Annotated in this window: 16 protein-coding genes and 2 pseudogenes; 7 read left to right on the plus strand and 11 right to left on the minus strand. The window is 55.5% G+C overall.

Features of this window, described 5'->3' with window-relative positions:
- Positions 1–57 precede the first annotated feature (57 nt).
- The 3 genes from QYE47_RS05600 to QYE47_RS05610 all read right to left on the minus strand — a co-directional run bounded on the left by QYE47_RS05600 (position 58) and on the right by QYE47_RS05610 (position 4,342).
- On the minus strand, positions 58–807 hold the full coding sequence (locus tag QYE47_RS05600) for a hypothetical protein (protein WP_070383772.1): 750 nt from the start codon (positions 805–807) through the stop codon (positions 58–60).
- A gap of 128 nt (positions 808–935) precedes the next feature.
- Positions 936–3,164, minus strand: coding sequence for a Mov34/MPN/PAD-1 family protein (locus tag QYE47_RS05605; RefSeq protein ID WP_070383771.1), 2,229 nt, complete (start codon positions 3,162–3,164; stop codon positions 936–938).
- Positions 3,161–4,342 carry a metallohydrolase gene (locus QYE47_RS05610; protein ID WP_070383770.1) on the minus strand — a complete coding sequence of 394 codons (1,182 nt, stop codon included), beginning with the start codon at positions 4,340–4,342 and terminating at the stop codon, positions 3,161–3,163. Before QYE47_RS05610 ends, QYE47_RS05605 begins: the two co-directional genes overlap by 4 nt.
- 1,284 nt (positions 4,343–5,626) lie before the next feature.
- Between QYE47_RS05610 and QYE47_RS05615 the strand changes: the two genes are divergently transcribed.
- Positions 5,627–6,373, plus strand: a complete 747-nt coding sequence (locus tag QYE47_RS05615; protein ID WP_070383769.1) for a DUF2971 domain-containing protein — start codon at positions 5,627–5,629, stop codon at positions 6,371–6,373.
- A 54-nt stretch (positions 6,374–6,427) separates the two neighbouring features.
- On the opposite strand, the pseudogene QYE47_RS05620 reads toward QYE47_RS05615, so the two are convergent.
- Positions 6,428–6,761, minus strand: a pseudogene (locus QYE47_RS05620) (DUF4113 domain-containing protein); the annotation flags it as partial.
- 116 nt (positions 6,762–6,877) lie between these two features.
- The gene (locus tag QYE47_RS05625; RefSeq protein WP_070384472.1) at positions 6,878–7,123 is read right to left on the minus strand and encodes a hypothetical protein; all 246 of its coding nucleotides are present in this window, start codon (positions 7,121–7,123) and stop codon (positions 6,878–6,880) included.
- 54 nt (positions 7,124–7,177) lie between these two features.
- Here QYE47_RS05625 and QYE47_RS05630 point away from each other — a divergent pair, with 54 nt between their 5' ends.
- Positions 7,178–7,558 (plus strand): NUDIX domain-containing protein, encoded by a 381-nt coding sequence (locus QYE47_RS05630; RefSeq protein ID WP_070383768.1) that lies wholly within the window; start codon positions 7,178–7,180, stop codon positions 7,556–7,558.
- Between the two features lie 24 nt (positions 7,559–7,582).
- Positions 7,583–7,789: pseudogene (locus QYE47_RS05635) on the plus strand (helix-turn-helix transcriptional regulator); the annotation flags it as partial.
- 302 nt (positions 7,790–8,091) lie between these two features.
- On the opposite strand, the gene QYE47_RS05640 reads toward QYE47_RS05635, so the two are convergent.
- The 4 genes from QYE47_RS05640 to QYE47_RS05655 all read right to left on the minus strand — a co-directional run bounded on the left by QYE47_RS05640 (position 8,092) and on the right by QYE47_RS05655 (position 10,435).
- Positions 8,092–8,382, minus strand: coding sequence for a hypothetical protein (locus tag QYE47_RS05640; protein WP_081343594.1), 291 nt, complete (start codon positions 8,380–8,382; stop codon positions 8,092–8,094).
- 395 nt (positions 8,383–8,777) lie between these two features.
- On the minus strand, positions 8,778–9,278 hold the full coding sequence (locus QYE47_RS05645) for a ferritin-like domain-containing protein (protein ID WP_054881379.1): 501 nt from the start codon (positions 9,276–9,278) through the stop codon (positions 8,778–8,780).
- A 30-nt stretch (positions 9,279–9,308) separates the two neighbouring features.
- A complete protein-coding gene (locus tag QYE47_RS05650) occupies positions 9,309–9,539 on the minus strand; it encodes a hypothetical protein (protein ID WP_070383767.1) in 231 nt (76 codons plus the stop codon).
- A 14-nt stretch (positions 9,540–9,553) separates the two neighbouring features.
- A complete protein-coding gene (locus QYE47_RS05655; RefSeq protein WP_070383766.1) occupies positions 9,554–10,435 on the minus strand; it encodes a manganese catalase family protein in 882 nt (293 codons plus the stop codon).
- Positions 10,436–10,707: 272 nt separating this feature from the next.
- Between QYE47_RS05655 and QYE47_RS05660 the strand changes: the two genes are divergently transcribed.
- A complete protein-coding gene (locus QYE47_RS05660) occupies positions 10,708–11,910 on the plus strand; it encodes a zinc-dependent alcohol dehydrogenase (protein ID WP_070383765.1) in 1,203 nt (400 codons plus the stop codon).
- A gap of 19 nt (positions 11,911–11,929) precedes the next feature.
- Positions 11,930–12,163, plus strand: a complete 234-nt coding sequence (locus QYE47_RS05665) for a PLD nuclease N-terminal domain-containing protein (protein WP_008091025.1) — start codon at positions 11,930–11,932, stop codon at positions 12,161–12,163.
- A gap of 91 nt (positions 12,164–12,254) precedes the next feature.
- Here QYE47_RS05665 and QYE47_RS05670 read toward each other — a convergent pair whose 3' ends face one another.
- On the minus strand, positions 12,255–12,521 hold the full coding sequence (locus tag QYE47_RS05670; RefSeq protein ID WP_070383764.1) for a hypothetical protein: 267 nt from the start codon (positions 12,519–12,521) through the stop codon (positions 12,255–12,257).
- A 440-nt stretch (positions 12,522–12,961) separates the two neighbouring features.
- Here QYE47_RS05670 and QYE47_RS05675 point away from each other — a divergent pair, with 440 nt between their 5' ends.
- Entirely contained in the window at positions 12,962–13,819 is an 858-nt protein-coding gene (locus QYE47_RS05675) for a glucose 1-dehydrogenase (RefSeq protein ID WP_070383763.1), read from the plus strand.
- A 30-nt stretch (positions 13,820–13,849) separates the two neighbouring features.
- Here QYE47_RS05675 and QYE47_RS05680 read toward each other — a convergent pair whose 3' ends face one another.
- Positions 13,850–14,014: a hypothetical protein gene (locus tag QYE47_RS05680; protein WP_172830921.1), complete on the minus strand. Its 165-nt coding sequence runs from the start codon at positions 14,012–14,014 to the stop codon at positions 13,850–13,852.
- 184 nt (positions 14,015–14,198) lie between these two features.
- Between QYE47_RS05680 and QYE47_RS05685 the strand changes: the two genes are divergently transcribed.
- Entirely contained in the window at positions 14,199–14,702 is a 504-nt protein-coding gene (locus QYE47_RS05685; protein WP_070383762.1) for a CinA family protein, read from the plus strand.
- Positions 14,703–14,707: the final 5 nt, after the last annotated feature.

A 14,707-nucleotide genomic window follows, 5' to 3' on the forward strand; every position in this document is an offset into this window, starting at 1 on the left:
GCTTCCGGCGACGAGAGTCGCCCTCTTCCAACTGCGGACACCGCAGGTCAGCATGCATTAGCTGACCTGTTCGCAGCTAGCAAACAAGCGCTGCGCGTAGGCAAAACCTCTAACCCGAACCCAATCGTGGTTCACCAAGAAGATCCAGGAAAGCAATATGACCAGTTCGACTCCTGTGGCTGCGAGCAAGACCGGATGCTTCGCTAACGCATCTAAGCTCAATTCTTGCAGAGGCAAACCTATCGTGTGATACAGAGTCACCAAGCAGAGCGCGACGCAGGTTAGGGCCACTAGGATGCCTGTCGACTTGCAAGCCGTGAGATTCCGGGCGAATCCATACTCCACGTTTTCGTCAAAGATCATGGCGTACTTTTTCGTATCTCTCGTCTGTTCACGCAGGAAGTTCGCCGCAGACCGATACACATTATCTGCAGCCTTCGGGTCTTTTTTTTCTTCCTCTTCCGTGACGACGGTGAAATCCTTTATGAGATCCGCCAGGCGATGCATGTAGCGTTTTTTCGTGGGCCGCTCCAACGTGTCGTCAGAGTGCCTCAGCACGATGGTGGTTGGGGCACCCCCCCACGCCTTGAAAAGTTTTTCCTGGAGCTTATTGCCTTTGCTCGACATTTGGCTCGCGGCAAATGCGACGACGCCGAACGATACCAGGAAGGTTGCGATCACCCCGTTCAAGGATCGCGCAGCTTCGAAGAAAGCCATGACATAAATGACTACCGGCAGCACCAACAGCAAAGCTGGTTTTACCCTGGCCTTGTACTTATACGCATCAAAAACCTTGCTGAAATCCATACCACCCCTCACGCAGTGCACGGTATTTGGGTATCAATCGAACAAGCACACGTCGATCATCTTGGCGTGCCCCGCAATGTCGCCGCTCGCCAACAACTAACCAAAGTTGAAAACCGGTACCCCAAGGCTCACCTCACATAAACGCCGAGATCAGCATCGGAAATGATCAGCATCAGTGCCGGTAAACCTTCTGTCTGCATCCGGCTCACCAGCGTGGCAAACAGGACAACGTCATCGGCGCTCTGCTTGACGGAACAACCGTTCGGATGGGAATGCCAGTCCCCGACATAATCAACGGTGCCAGCAGTCAGATCGTGCACCTTCCGCAGTGCCTCTAACTGACCTTCCTTGCCCCGGATGAAGTGGGTCGGGCTCGACTCGCTGTCGGGTGGAGGTGGCAGGGTATCGACTAGGACGATGGTCTTCGTCTTCAAGTCAGTGATACCGAGAACGGATCCACCAGTTTCGTTAGGTAGAGCCGCATGCCGCTGTGCCTTGATCTTGTCGATAAGCCCACTGTCATACGTTACCGACCACTCTCCAACCGTTGCGCGGTTGACGGTGTGCACCATGGCCTCATGGGATCCCACACTGCCCGATTCATCATCCAACGCCGATATCAGAATCTTGGCTTCGGCACCGATTACTACCTTGCGCAGCTTCCGGGAAATCAGTCCTGCGTGGACATGGATGTTTTCATTCGACATGCGGAACGATATATCCCGGCATCCGCCACCTACCCACCGATCGCCAAGGTGGTTAACGAGATGGGTTTCGCCCCAAGGGTTGTTCAAGATTGCGCGGTAATACTGGCCCTCAAGGGCGTCCAAACGCTGCAACCGTGCCGAGTCCTCTAGCAGAATGACATTCGACATCCCTGATGGAGTAAGGAAGACACTTGCCATGCGGGTTGAATGATCACGTCGCGACAAGTCGCGAGGCACAGCCAGCGTCGTGGTGGCATCGATCAAAAGGTCAGCGTGCTCTATGGCCTCATTGATGCGAGGATCGTCTGCGAGAATGCCGTCGCAGATCGCAGCGGGTATCGGCTCGCCCGGATAGATCTGCCCTACCATCCTCCGAAGCACATCCGCTTTGCGTAAACCGACAAACCTGTCGTTTGCGACATGCCTGGCCACGTTGTGGGGAAGGAGCAAATCCGGGTCAACATACGTCCAAGTGCCCCAGGCCAAGCGAGCCCAGATGTCGGCAAGCATCCCTCCTAACGCACCTACACCAGCCAGCACACCCTTGAAAGTTGCAGTATCGGGATCGACAGCAGAGAGGTCTCGGGCAAACGCCGCGTTCAGCGAAGATCGCACCTCCACAGGCCTGAGGCCAAGCCCCTTCCAGGTCTCCCCTGTGTAACCTCCCAACTGCACGGCGGGATAACAAACACCGTCCGCGTTCGGCGGTGCCAGCATCTCGAATGAAGCTGCCAGATCAAAGAGATTAATCTCCAGCATGTAGCCTTTGACATCCATCCGATCAGCTTCGCCATTGCGAAGCCTGGGTACCCAAGCCAGGATCAAGATGCCTTGGTTTTCGTTCTGAGCCGCCCGACTTAGCCCCACAGAAGCTGCTTCACGCACAGCACTTGAAAGTTGCGCAGAAAGCTCGCTGCCCCACTCCACTAACTGATCATGCAACTCACCAAGGTTGAGCGGGAACATGGCCATCGACTTTGGCTCAACGGGCGGCACCATGACATTGAGTAAACGGTAATTGCTTTGCTGGGTCGTTCCACTGAAATCCATGACCGCCCGCAACGTGATCTTGTCGCTTTTGTCTGTCATCACGACGTGCAGTTTACAATCGTCACTCGCTAGCTGCGCCGGTGTTAGCGCTGGCAGGATGAGCTGGAATGGGCTCGCGTAGAACATTTGCTCCAGCGGTTGATCTTCACGGTGCAGACGTAGCTCCGATGACTCACGCAGCCACCAGAACATTCGCTCAATAAACCGTTCAGCCGTCCAGATGCGCTCTACGCCACTCCACTCCACATCGTAGAGGCACAGGATCTTCGGCGTACCGGGCGCCGAGCCATGAAGATGTGACAGCGCAGGAAAATCCTTGCGAAGCGCATGCACAGTCACCGGAACACGAAGCCGTGGATTCACGGCGATGGCTAGCGTCTCTACGCGGTGGATTCCTCCAGGGTTGGCCCTGGCAATCGTGCCGTCGCCCGCCTCGATGACGACGTACTCGGTTACTCCCCCTTCCTCAGCCTCCTGCCGAAGCTCCAGGAACTCGACGCCAGAGGCCCCCTTGCATGCCTTCACCAACGCTCGGGTGCAGGCATGAACAGGCTCGGGCTGATCGCCCATTGGGTCACCGACCGCATAGAAACTGGTCATTTTCTAGGAGCGCCTGCGCGAGGGGCTGCAGCCGCTGCAGCCGAGGTCGCGGCTGCGGCGACCGCTACCGCAGCTTTGATCAGCGTACCGTCAGAGGCCGATTCCAATTCCAGCACGCCTTTGGAGCCGCTCTCTTCCGTACAGGCGAACCACCCATCCACTGGGCGCAGAATCGACCTATATTCACGCTTGGCGCGGATGCAAGGTGGATCGTTAAAGTCGTCAACGATCTTCTTGCTGCTGGAGACAATCGTCGCTCCCTGCTTTGCCTGGCCCAGAGCATTGCGCGCAGCCTCGGACACCCTGGCGTTTTCGCCTTTACCCGACCAACTGTCCCAGGACAGGGTGTGCCACGAGCAGTGATGTGGCGCGAGGAGCAAGTCGTAAGCGAGCGTTTCTGGGTCATCCTCAAAGCGTTTCCACATCCGCTCCCAGATGAGAACCTCGGCATCACCACCTACGAAGAACCGGGTACGCTTGGTGCTGAATTGAGAGGGCGAGATGTGCATGTTCATGACAATGCTCGACTCGTTCTTGGTCAGCTCTTCCTCAAGCGCAGCATCATCTTCATGAGGAGCAGGAGCCAGGAGTTGGGCCCTGAATACAGACGAAGATGACCCATCGATGTCGCTGAACCATTCGCCTGACTTCACCAGGATCGAGCGCAAGTCATCAGTCTTGCCGTCGACGTCCTCACCCATAATCTTGATGCGGTTACCGCTGAGAGCCCAGCCGTAATCACGCCAGTGCTGAACACGCCGACGAGCCTCTTTATTGAACGCAAGCGCGTCCTCGCAAAGTGTGTGATTCTTCGACCGCCGCCGGAAGACCAGAGGGGACGACCAGAGCTCTCGGATGATGATCCGCTTTTCCCAGCGATCTTTTTTGTCATCCGGGTACTGGTCGGGGTGGCCCAGCCAGAAATGCTTGCTCAGTCCACCGCAATGATCCTTGTCGGGGTGGCTCAGCATGAAGGCGTCAACATAAGGACGATCCTTGTTGTCACGCAATAGCCGCTCTCGCAGCGCCCGAGCCACATCGGGGGTGTCATCATTTGGATCATCAGCTTTCGACCGAATATGGCAATCGATCAAGATCGTTGTGACGTTGAAGTCTGCCAAGCGTACCAGGGTCATATCCCCGTTGCCGACTTGAAAGAAAGTAAATTTAGCGGGCACTCGAACCTCCATGCACTATTTGAAAAACAACACCCAGACAATAGCCGAGCGTCATCTTCCACTAACTGAAAAACGTTTATGCTGATGCACCACCGCGCTCAAAATTAATGCGCAGCACGGATGATTCATCGCTTTGGCGATTTATGTTTACGCAATATGTGCTGAGAGCGGATTTCGGGAGAATCGAGGGGGCTTTAGAGTAGTCAGCATCGGCTTCCTGAAAGACCAAGACAGCGTGCTGGACGAACCATCAAATGCACATCACCCCACCCTTTCTTCGCTGGCCGCTGTGGCGTAGGTAAGCCATCGGCTTCCCGAACTCACAAAAGCACCACCCCAAGAAATCCGTTTCGAGGCCGCAAAGGAAACACTACATCTAGTACGTGTCACCCAAGCTGAATACAACATATTCAAAAATCAAAGCGCCTGCAAGCCACTGCCGCACGAATAGATAGCGCGCAAGCCTTCAGTTGGATCCCATCTCTTGACTGTACGGATGCACAGCCCGCGTGTTTCAAGGGGTTAACAAATTTTGGATGAAATCATTTGTTACAATCAAGGGAATCGTCTGAGTCTTCTTCCGCGACGTATAGTGTCGAAGACAAATTAGCGCCTGGAAGTCGACATTTTTATCCTGTCAAAATAACGACGGGAAAGTTGCATTATCGTTACCGTAGCGCCCCAGTTAAAGCGAAACGACCTCGCACGAAATCTGACTCTAGAGTTAGTCTTCAACGTGAGCCGACGGTTACCACCACGCTCAGAACCATCATATGGAAAAACATCCAGATGAGTTCATTCGCGCTTGAGAACAATTCATTTAGTGGATAAGAAATTTCACGACTACCGCGTGGAAATGGATGCTGGCCATATCCGCACCAACAGGCGCCTGGAATGCCGCACGGTGCGTCCAAATCACCTCTGCCCCCTTCGTCTAATTTTTACGCTTAGGCCACCTACCCAATCACCAACACGGCAAGGCTGCAAATTCTGCACCGTCGGCTGGGGCACGAAAAATCGCGACTTTGAGGTCACCAACGAGATTTTGGAGGAGTTCATCAGTAAGCCACTGACGTGAGCAGCTTGCTGTACTACATTCGCGCCATCATGAAGCCATAGCTTGCCGACCGAGCGGCGGCTCCCAGTCGGTGAGCAATCGGGATGCGGCCTCAGAAGTCCAGAGGTAAATAGCTTCAGCCTTTGCTTCCGGGCTAAAGTCTGATGTTGCGCAGCAAAGCCACCCGCCAATCAAGCGACATACCATCTGCCTAGTGAACCAAGACCATGACCACACCTTCCCACCTGTACAAATACCAAAGCGTCACGCAGTACTCGCTGCAGTCCTTGGCCGACAAAAAAGTCTGGCTTTCCACCCCGGCCTCCTTCAATGATCCGTTTGACTGCGCCATCAACCTCGACCGCAGCAAGCTGGCAGAGTCCGTAGCCCACGCGGTCGAGAAAGCCACACAAAATGCTGTGGTGGAGGACTCACTGAAGGTGCCGAGCGAGGAGGATGAGCTTGCCTATGAGCGGCTTCGCGACGGACTCGGCGCGCTCATGCAGAACATTGGCGTGCTCTGCCTCAGCGAGGCACCCGATGAAATCCTGATGTGGTCTCACTACGCCGCGAACCACAAGGGCTTCTGCATTGAGTACAAAATCGATGAAACCTCCCCGCTGAAAACCATGGCCAGACCGGTGAAGTACACCGATGTATACCCGTCACTGTCCGTGAAAAACCTGCCTGCCGGCGCCACGCAGACCTTTTTGGATGACTGCCTGTTCACCAAAGCCAAGCAATGGAGCTACGAGAAGGAGTGGCGAGCAATCATGGATGTTGGCGGGAAGCTTTATCAAGCTCCAGCACCCGTCTCCGCCATCATCTTCGGCGCGCGCATGCCTGATGTGGATAAGCGAGATGTCTACGAAATTCTTCGCCTTACACCCGGAATCGAATTCCGGGAGGCGTTCCTCCTTGACAACTTCTTTGCACTCGGTTTCCGTCCGTACGTAACTGAAGACAACCGATAAGGTTGCTTAGGGCCAGGGAAATGGAATCCCTGGCCTTGCTCAGGTGCTACCGCCTTATTTGCAGTAAACCGTCCAGAGCTCGTCAACCCGGGTGGTGAAGCTCTGGCTCATCATCTCCCGCCGCATGCCCCAGGAGGGATCGACTGGCACAGTCGCCAACCGCATGGTGCCCCTACCCCACCTGCCATTCAACGCATCCAGCACCCATCAGCTTTTCACTCGCCACCGGCTGAGCTGCCGCAAACAGATCACCGGTGATGTCGTTCGGTTGGCTGAGGTCGAGCAGCAGAACCTCTGCCTTGCTGTAGCGGAAGCCCTCCCGGTACACCCGCTCCACTCCCTCCTGCGCGGCATTTGTCAGCAAACGCGTATCGTCAGTTGGGAATGGCGCATTCACCTATGGCTGATTTGCCGGGGTGACTTGACCAGCATGCAGTCGCCCCTCCCATATCCCTTGGTTGGACACCGTGAGCTTTACCTGCACCGGAGCAGGGTGCGAGATGCTCAATGAGCCACGCTGCTGACCTGAAGCTCATACCTCGCTTGTGTCAATTCTGTCTCCGCCTTCTGCAGCTCAGCTTTGACGCCCGTCCACATCAAAACCAAGGTGGCGATCTTTTCGCGAGAGGCCATCAATTCCTCGCCCATCACCGCCAACTCGCTCTCAAGCAACAGGCACTGCTGCTCGAGCAGTTCCTCGCGCGAGAAAAAAGCAAAGCGATCATCAAGGGTCTGGTCTGGCTTGTTCATAACTCTCATCACCGCGAGTAGTACAAATGTTCTCCTCACGAGCTTAGACTGAACATGACCAACCTACGAGAGATGCATTCGACAGTGATCTGCTTGCAGAAAGGGAAGATTCTTTTTGTCCGCAAGGAAGCTCCTGAATGGTCACTGCCAGGCGGCAAGATTGATCCTGGCGAAGGGCATGTTGACGCGGCAAAACGAGAGCTGAAGGAGGAGACAAGCCTGCCCTTCACTGGCGCTCGGTTTCTGGGCCATTACATCTTCGATGACGAAGAACACTACCTTTATCAAATGTCTATCGAACCCACGATGCTGCCGAGCGCGGGTCACGAAATCGTGGAATGCCGCTGGTTCAGTGATCATGAACTGGCAGCGGTGATCGTGAAGCAAACCAACATCAAGCTGCTGAAGCGAGAAGGCCTGATCAATCACAGGTAGCGCAGAATCCCGAGGCTGGCGCTGTTGGGCCGAAGCCATTTCTCGCGAATGTTCAAGGTATCCACACAGGTCTCTCCTCAGCAGTGGTTGCGTGAGCAGCGGCTGAGGAAGAGTAAAGAACTGCTAGAGACATCGACGATGATGCTCGCCGAGATCGCGCTGGAGTGCGGTTTCTACGATCAACCACATTTCTGTCGAACGTTTATGAGATCCGAAGGGATGACGCCCTAGGCATGGAAACAAGAGACTATTTAGCAAGGTCGGGAATGCTATCCCCATCGATCCTAATAACGGCTCATCTTAATGCTTGTGGCCAGGTACTGAGGTCGCTCAGGGCTTTGGAAGCCTCAAATGGCTTGTCCCAGACTGCGCAAATCTGCGGATGCGAGCTGACTTTCAGTACACGGTGTTAAAGACTTTACGGGACGATGAGCAAATGGCTGACCCTAACGCTGGTAAATGGGATTGGCTTTTGAGAGGAGACGGTTGTGGCCGCTGACGCTTGAGCCAACGGCCACGGATACTGGCTGCAGCTAGGCCACTTGTTTCACATTAGGGCGCTGATCTGTCACCAGACGCCTTGCTCGACCAACCCCCCAGGCTAATGCTCGGGTCATTGACTCGCCGGGGCGGGATTCGAAAGCTTCCTCATGCAGCGCCATTCCACTTCCTGCGTACACGCCGATGAACATTTGCGTCTGACCTGTGCGCGATAGTCTGACCTGAACATCGATAGTCGTACCGTCATCGAGTTCCTCGTCATGGGTGCGATGATGAAGCACTGGATCCGCCCAATCCCAAAAAACATCACCACGAATACGCATGCCGTCCTCCTACGACTTTAGTCTTATACGGAAACCTAACCATAGCAAAACACGACAGCGCTTCAATGACTGTGGCGTGGACAAATATGGGTATCAGACAACTGGCCTGATTTCCGATACAAATAAATTTTCTTGTACAACTCTCCTTCTCTTATCTGAGAAGTCGTTCGATATCATGGCGCCTGCTGGCCCACAGCTGTCCAATTAATTGACCATCTGAACTTCATGGCGAAGTCTTGCTTTTCTGGCTATACCTGAGCCCGGCGTATGACTCAGCGCTGCCCCAAGCCCTTAGACAGGCTCATGGAACGCATGACTTCAAGCCCAGAATCAGACACCACATTCACGAGCACAGTGCCTGTCGAGTAGCCCGGCGAAAGCCGGGCTCCACAGATTCACTTCTCGAGTGTTGCTGCTTGATTGCCGCCCTCTTCGGCAATCGCTGATAGCTTCTCGTCAGCGGCTTTTTCTTCTGCGAGGGTGTCTGCCAATAGCGAGGCAGCCTCTTCCATGCCAAGGTGCTTGGCCATCGCAATCAGGGTGCCGTAGCTGGCGATTTCGTAGTGCTCGACCTTCTGGCATGCCCCTATCAGCGCCGCATCGAGTACTGCCCCCTTCTCGATTTCATCCAGCAGCTCTTTGCTTTCCTCAATCAGCCCCTCCATGGCTACACACTTCATCCGCTTGAGTTTCAATCCAGCCGACTCCACCAGCTGGTCAATGCGCTCTATCTGCCCCTGGGTTTCCGCCAGATGTGAGGTGAACGCATCAGCCAAAAGCGGGTTGGTAGATGCCCGAGCCAGGCGCGGTAATGCTTTGGTGATCTGCTTCTCAGCGCTGTACACGTCCGAAAGCTCATGGATGAACAGATCTTCTACTGTTTTGCGAGCAACCATCGTCATTCTCCTTTGGTGTGAAAATCGATTTCACTGCAAGGTGTGGCTTACCAGACTCCCGTGTAAGGACTCAGTGGGAAGCTTCAGGGGCAGATCGTTGGGCAGCACCGAGCCTACGCCAAACATGCCTATCGCCATCTTTACCCGCATCGCTCGGCAAGCCAGGCGTGAGTCGGCCTCAAACTCTGCGACCGCCGCGCTCATCAGATGCTCGAAGCCGATGTCAGCCTGAGCCTTATCCCTTCTTCTCGAAGTGCTCATGGGGCCTCCTTCAATCAGTCATCTTTACCGTTGACCAAGCCCGAGCCGAGATCCGCCCCGGTGACCGGATTGCTGGCTGGATCCGACATCGTCCGCAGCTTCATGGCTTCCAATATCGCGAGATCAGGAGCGGCCAGTTCCACCGAAGCGGTGCCATCTCCGCCATCAACGGCAGCCGAGGGATTCTCGACGTACTCCCACTCCTCGCCTTCATTCCAAGGGCCACGCACATTCGGCTCACCCGACATGTTGAAATACTTGTTGGTGAACTCCGGCATGCCAGGAAGCTTGCCCTGAGGGAAGTTAGGCTGGATGGCGTGCAGCGCTTTTTCGAAAGAAAGCTGGTGTGCGATTTCTCGTGTCATCAAGAAACCCAGCGCTTCTTTCACGCCAGGGTCGTCCGTCACGTTCATCAGGCGCTCGTACACGATCTTCGCCCGCGCTTCGGCAGCGATATTGGAGCGGAAATCAGCCGTCGGTTCGCCAATGGTGTCCACATAGGCCGCGCTCCATGGCACCCCTGCCGAGTTGGTAAGCGGAGCGCCGGCGCCGTAGAGGATGCTGGTAATGTGGGAATCGTTACCGGCGCCATTGATGGCTCGGTACAGCTCTCCCTCCTCTTCGACCCCCTCAGCAAGTCGGCCCTTGGCACCTTTGTTAAGCATCACAATGATCGAGCCGACAATCTCCAAGTGGCTCAGCTCTTCAGTGGCGATGTCCATCAGCAGGTCTTTGCGGCCTGGGTCATCCTCGGCGAGGGCCTGGGTGAAGTATCGACTGGCAGCGGCCAGCTCACCCTGAGCGCCGCCGAACTGTTCTAAAAGCAAGTTTGCAAGGCCTGGATTGGGCTGAGCAACGCGCACCGTATATTGCAAGCGCTTATTGTGAATAAACATGTTTTACTCCTCGCGGCTGATCAAGCGCTCAAATAAATGCGCGCCTTTCTATTCGTGGGAGCAAGCTGCACTCGATACGTGCTAACGCACCACGAGTTTTCAGGACGAATGGCAAGGTTGAAAAGGTTCAAGCCAAGTTTTATAGGTAAACAAAAATAACCTCACCCCAACATTTAGCGCTTAAGTTAACCACTGACTCAGTTTGGCTGAACTTTCTTAATGCCCAAGGCTTCCCCTGCATAACCTCTGAACTCTATGCAGGAGAACGCACGATGCGAGCACTGACCTACCACGGAGCAAACGACGTCAGGGTCGATAACGTCCCTGATCCCATCATCGAGGAAGCTGACGACATCATTCTGAGGGTCACCGCCACGGCGATATGCGGATCTGATTTGCACCTTTATCGAGGCAAAATTCCAGAAACCGAAGCGGGTGATATTTTCGGTCATGAGTTCATGGGGATCGTCGAGGACACCGGCAGCGCCGTCACCAATCTACAAATAGGCGACCGGGTGGTGATTCCCTTCGTTATCGCTTGCGGAAGCTGCTTCTTCTGTCAACACGATCTCTTCGCTGCCTGCGAGACCACAAACACCGGGCGCGGATCGATCATCAACAAAAAAGGCATCCCACCAGGCGCTGCGTTGTTCGGTTACAGCCATCTCTATGGTGGTATTCCAGGCGGCCAGGCCGATTATGTGCGGGTACCCAAAGCCAATGTCGGCCCCTTCAAGGTGCCCACCGCCTTAGCTGACGATAAGGTGCTTTTTCTTTCCGACATATTGCCGACCGCCTGGCAGGCCGTCATCAACGCCGAGATAGGCCAAGGTTCCTCAGTCGCCATTTACGGCGCGGGGCCAGTGGGTCTACTCAGCGCGGCGTGCGCGCGAATGCTCGGCGCGCAGACCATCTTCATGGTGGATGACAACGACTACCGCCTAGGCTACGCCCGCGACGCCTACGGCGTAATTCCAATCAACTTTGAGCAGGATGATGATCCCGCCGACAGCATCATTCGACAAACATCGGGTATGCGGGGCGTCGACGCGGTGATCGACGCCGTTGGCTTCGAGGCCAAGGGCAGCACTGCAGAAACCGTCATGACGGCACTCAAGCTCGAAGGCAGCAGCGGCAAGGCCCTGCGCCAAAGCATTGCCGCCGTGCGGCGCGGGGGCGTAGTCAGTGTGCCGGGGGTGTATGCCGGCTTCATTCACGCCTTCATGTTTGGCGATGCGTTCGACAAGGGGTTGACGTTCAAGATGGGCCAGACCCATGTGCAGAAATACCTACCGGAACTGCTCGAACACATAGAAGCCGGGCGCCTGCAACCGGAACTGATCGTGACTCACCGCCTAGCCCTGGAAGAGGCTGCCATGGGCTACAAAATGTTCGATCAAAAACAGGATAACTGCCGGAAAGTCATCCTCGTTCCAGGGGCGGCCTCTGGAACGTTAGGGAGCGATTACGTGTAAGCCATCGGAGGACAAACCTATGAACGATCTTGGTACGTACTTCTGGATCGCGGTAGCAACGATTCTTTTGTTGATCGACCTGTGGGCGATAGTCAGCGTGTTTCGAAGCGACAAGACCGATGCGACCAAAGCCATGTGGGCCTTGTTGATCCTGGCTCTACCGCTGGTTGGACTAGCCGTTTGGGGAATTGCGGGCCCGCGCGGGATTAAACGCGGGACTGGGCCTACGTCAGACGAACACAGTAAGGGCTGACATGTCATTTGAACTGACCTACGTGGATACCGGCGCGGCGTCGATGAAGCCCTCCCCTACCTCAGGGCGCAGCGCAGCGGTATCCCCTACCTCAGCTCCCGAAAAACCGTGAGGGAAAATCGTCCCCGGCTACCGCTCTGAGGTAAGCAGCATCAGCCTGGAGACGTAGATCACGCCACTCCTGCCAGGAAACGATTCCTTGACGATCCATTTCATCCGCCCGTCGAAGCAATTCCTCGTGATAGTCGTCCGGCGATTCCATACGCCATGCCCTGTCCTCTAGCACCCGAAACCACGCGGCCAAACATTTGAGCTTTAACGATTGAGGTGCGAAGAAGTCTCTCTCAAAGGTGCGCATCGCGAGCCCTCTCTCGTCAATGCTCGGTTGAGTCGTCAATGCCTCAAAGGTTCAGAAGAGCAGCTTTAGTGGCCTAGGATGAGGTTCTCGAGACGAATGGGTAAAGATGATTGGGCGCTCTGGGACGTTCAGATCAGAGGTTTGCTGATTGTTCTGGATCTAGACTGGGTCGCTCACCAGCAATATCCCAGACTCATATAACGATGATGACGGGGTACTTTGAGCTCATAGGTTGAGTCCTACCGGAGGACTGTTCCAGGTCAAGCCTGGCCCTACCCGTGCCTCGGTGAGACTGATAGCGATTGTTAGATTCAATCCTCGAGAGTCACCGGCGATGGCAAGCTGACCGTCCGTCGTACTATTCCTGAATTCACCTCAACACCAGCCTCTCGTACGTTTCGAACGGTCATGAGCGTTCCCAACTGCAGGAGCTTCCCCCCATGAGCGACTACCCTACTCCCCCGTTTCCTTCTCAGCCGCAAAGCGTGCCAGGCTCACAACGCAAGATGGAGCCGTATCCAGACTGCGGTGAGCAGACCTACATCGGCAACAATCGGCTCGAAGGCAAAATCGCCCTGATCACCGGCGCCGACAGCGGCATCGGGCGCGCGGTGGCTATTGCCTACGCCCGCGAGGGCGCCGATGTTGCCATTGCCTACTTGAATGAACACGAAGATGCTCAGGAAACAGCGCGCTGGGTCGAGGCCGCTGGACGCCAGTGCCTGCTGCTGCCTGGCGACCTGGCACACAAACAGCACTGCTACGACGTTGTCGACAAGACCGTGGCGCAGTTCGGTCGCATCGATATCCTGGTGAACAACGCCGCGTTCCAGATGGCCCATGAAAGCCTGGCCGAAATTGACGACGATGAATGGGTGAAGACCTTCGATACCAACATCACCGCCATTTTCCGGATTTGCCAACGCGCGTTGCCTTCGATGCCAAAAGGCGGTTCGATCATCAACACCAGCTCGGTCAACTCCGACGACCCATCACCCAGCCTGTTGGCGTATGCCGCCACCAAAGGTGCGATTGCAAATTTCACCGCCGGCCTCGCCCAGCTGCTCGGCAAGCAAGCCATACGGGTCAACAGCGTAGCCCCCGGCCCGATCTGGACACCGCTAATACCTGCCACCATGCCGGATGAAGCCGTGAAGAACTTCGGTTCGAGCTACCCAATGGGGCGACCAGGGCAACCGGTGGAGGTCGCGCCTATTTATGTCTTGCTGGGTTCTGATGAGGCCAGCTACATCTCGGGTTCACGCTACGGGATAACCGGCGGCAAACCCATCCTCTGATGAAAGCACTGAGGCCAGCTGTTGCTGGCCTCAGTGCTTCTTCTCCCCTTCATTACGCGCTGCTTTCTGTGCGGTCGAATCATGATCGGTGCCTGATGAGCCGTCCGGTCGATGAGCATCGTTGTCGCGTTCTTCTTCACCCTGGGATTTTGACGGGGCATGGGGCCTATGCCCGGTGTCGGTGTGCTTTTTCATGGCTACCCTACCCTTACCTCTGTCATTCAAATAACACTTCGGAGCCCAGCTCCGTGCTACCTAAATTGATGCTGACGCGGGAAATGAAGTTCAAGTCAAGAACCCAAGCGAACCTACGCTGAACCGGTGAACCATTTACATAGCTGACACGTCCACCACAAAAGAACAACGAGTCGACATCAAAATGGCAAGTGATCCCGTACTGGCCGTGCTTGGATACCTCAAAGACCACCATCTGGTACTTACGACTGCCGAGTCCTGCACAGCAGGCTGCATGGTCGCTCTGCTAGCGGCATTCCCAGGTACAGGCGAGGTGCTCGAAAGCGGCTACGTAGTATATTCCCCCTCCGCCAAGAAGCGTTTGCTAGGTGTAAGCGCGGAGACCATCGAACGATACGGGCTCACTAGCGAACCAGTCGCCTGGGAGATGGCTCTAGGGGCTTTGAAGGACAGCGATGCCAACGTCGTTATTGCAACTACCGGTGTAGCCGGGCCTAGCCCAGCATCTGGGGTTCTACCCGGCACGCTGTGCTTTGCGTGGGCATTTGCCGGGGAACCAATTGCCGTATTTACCCGTACCCAGCGTTTTTTTGGAGAGCGAGCGCAAGTCATGCATGACGGGGCCGTCTACGGACTGACCCGCCTGATCCATTATCACGAGCGCTGGCTTCGTGGGGAGCGCGCCTGAGGATT

Source organism: Pseudomonas sp. 2,4-D (assembly GCF_030418155.1).
In the GTDB taxonomy this organism is placed as follows: Bacteria; Pseudomonadota; Gammaproteobacteria; order Pseudomonadales; family Pseudomonadaceae; genus Aquipseudomonas; species Aquipseudomonas alloputida.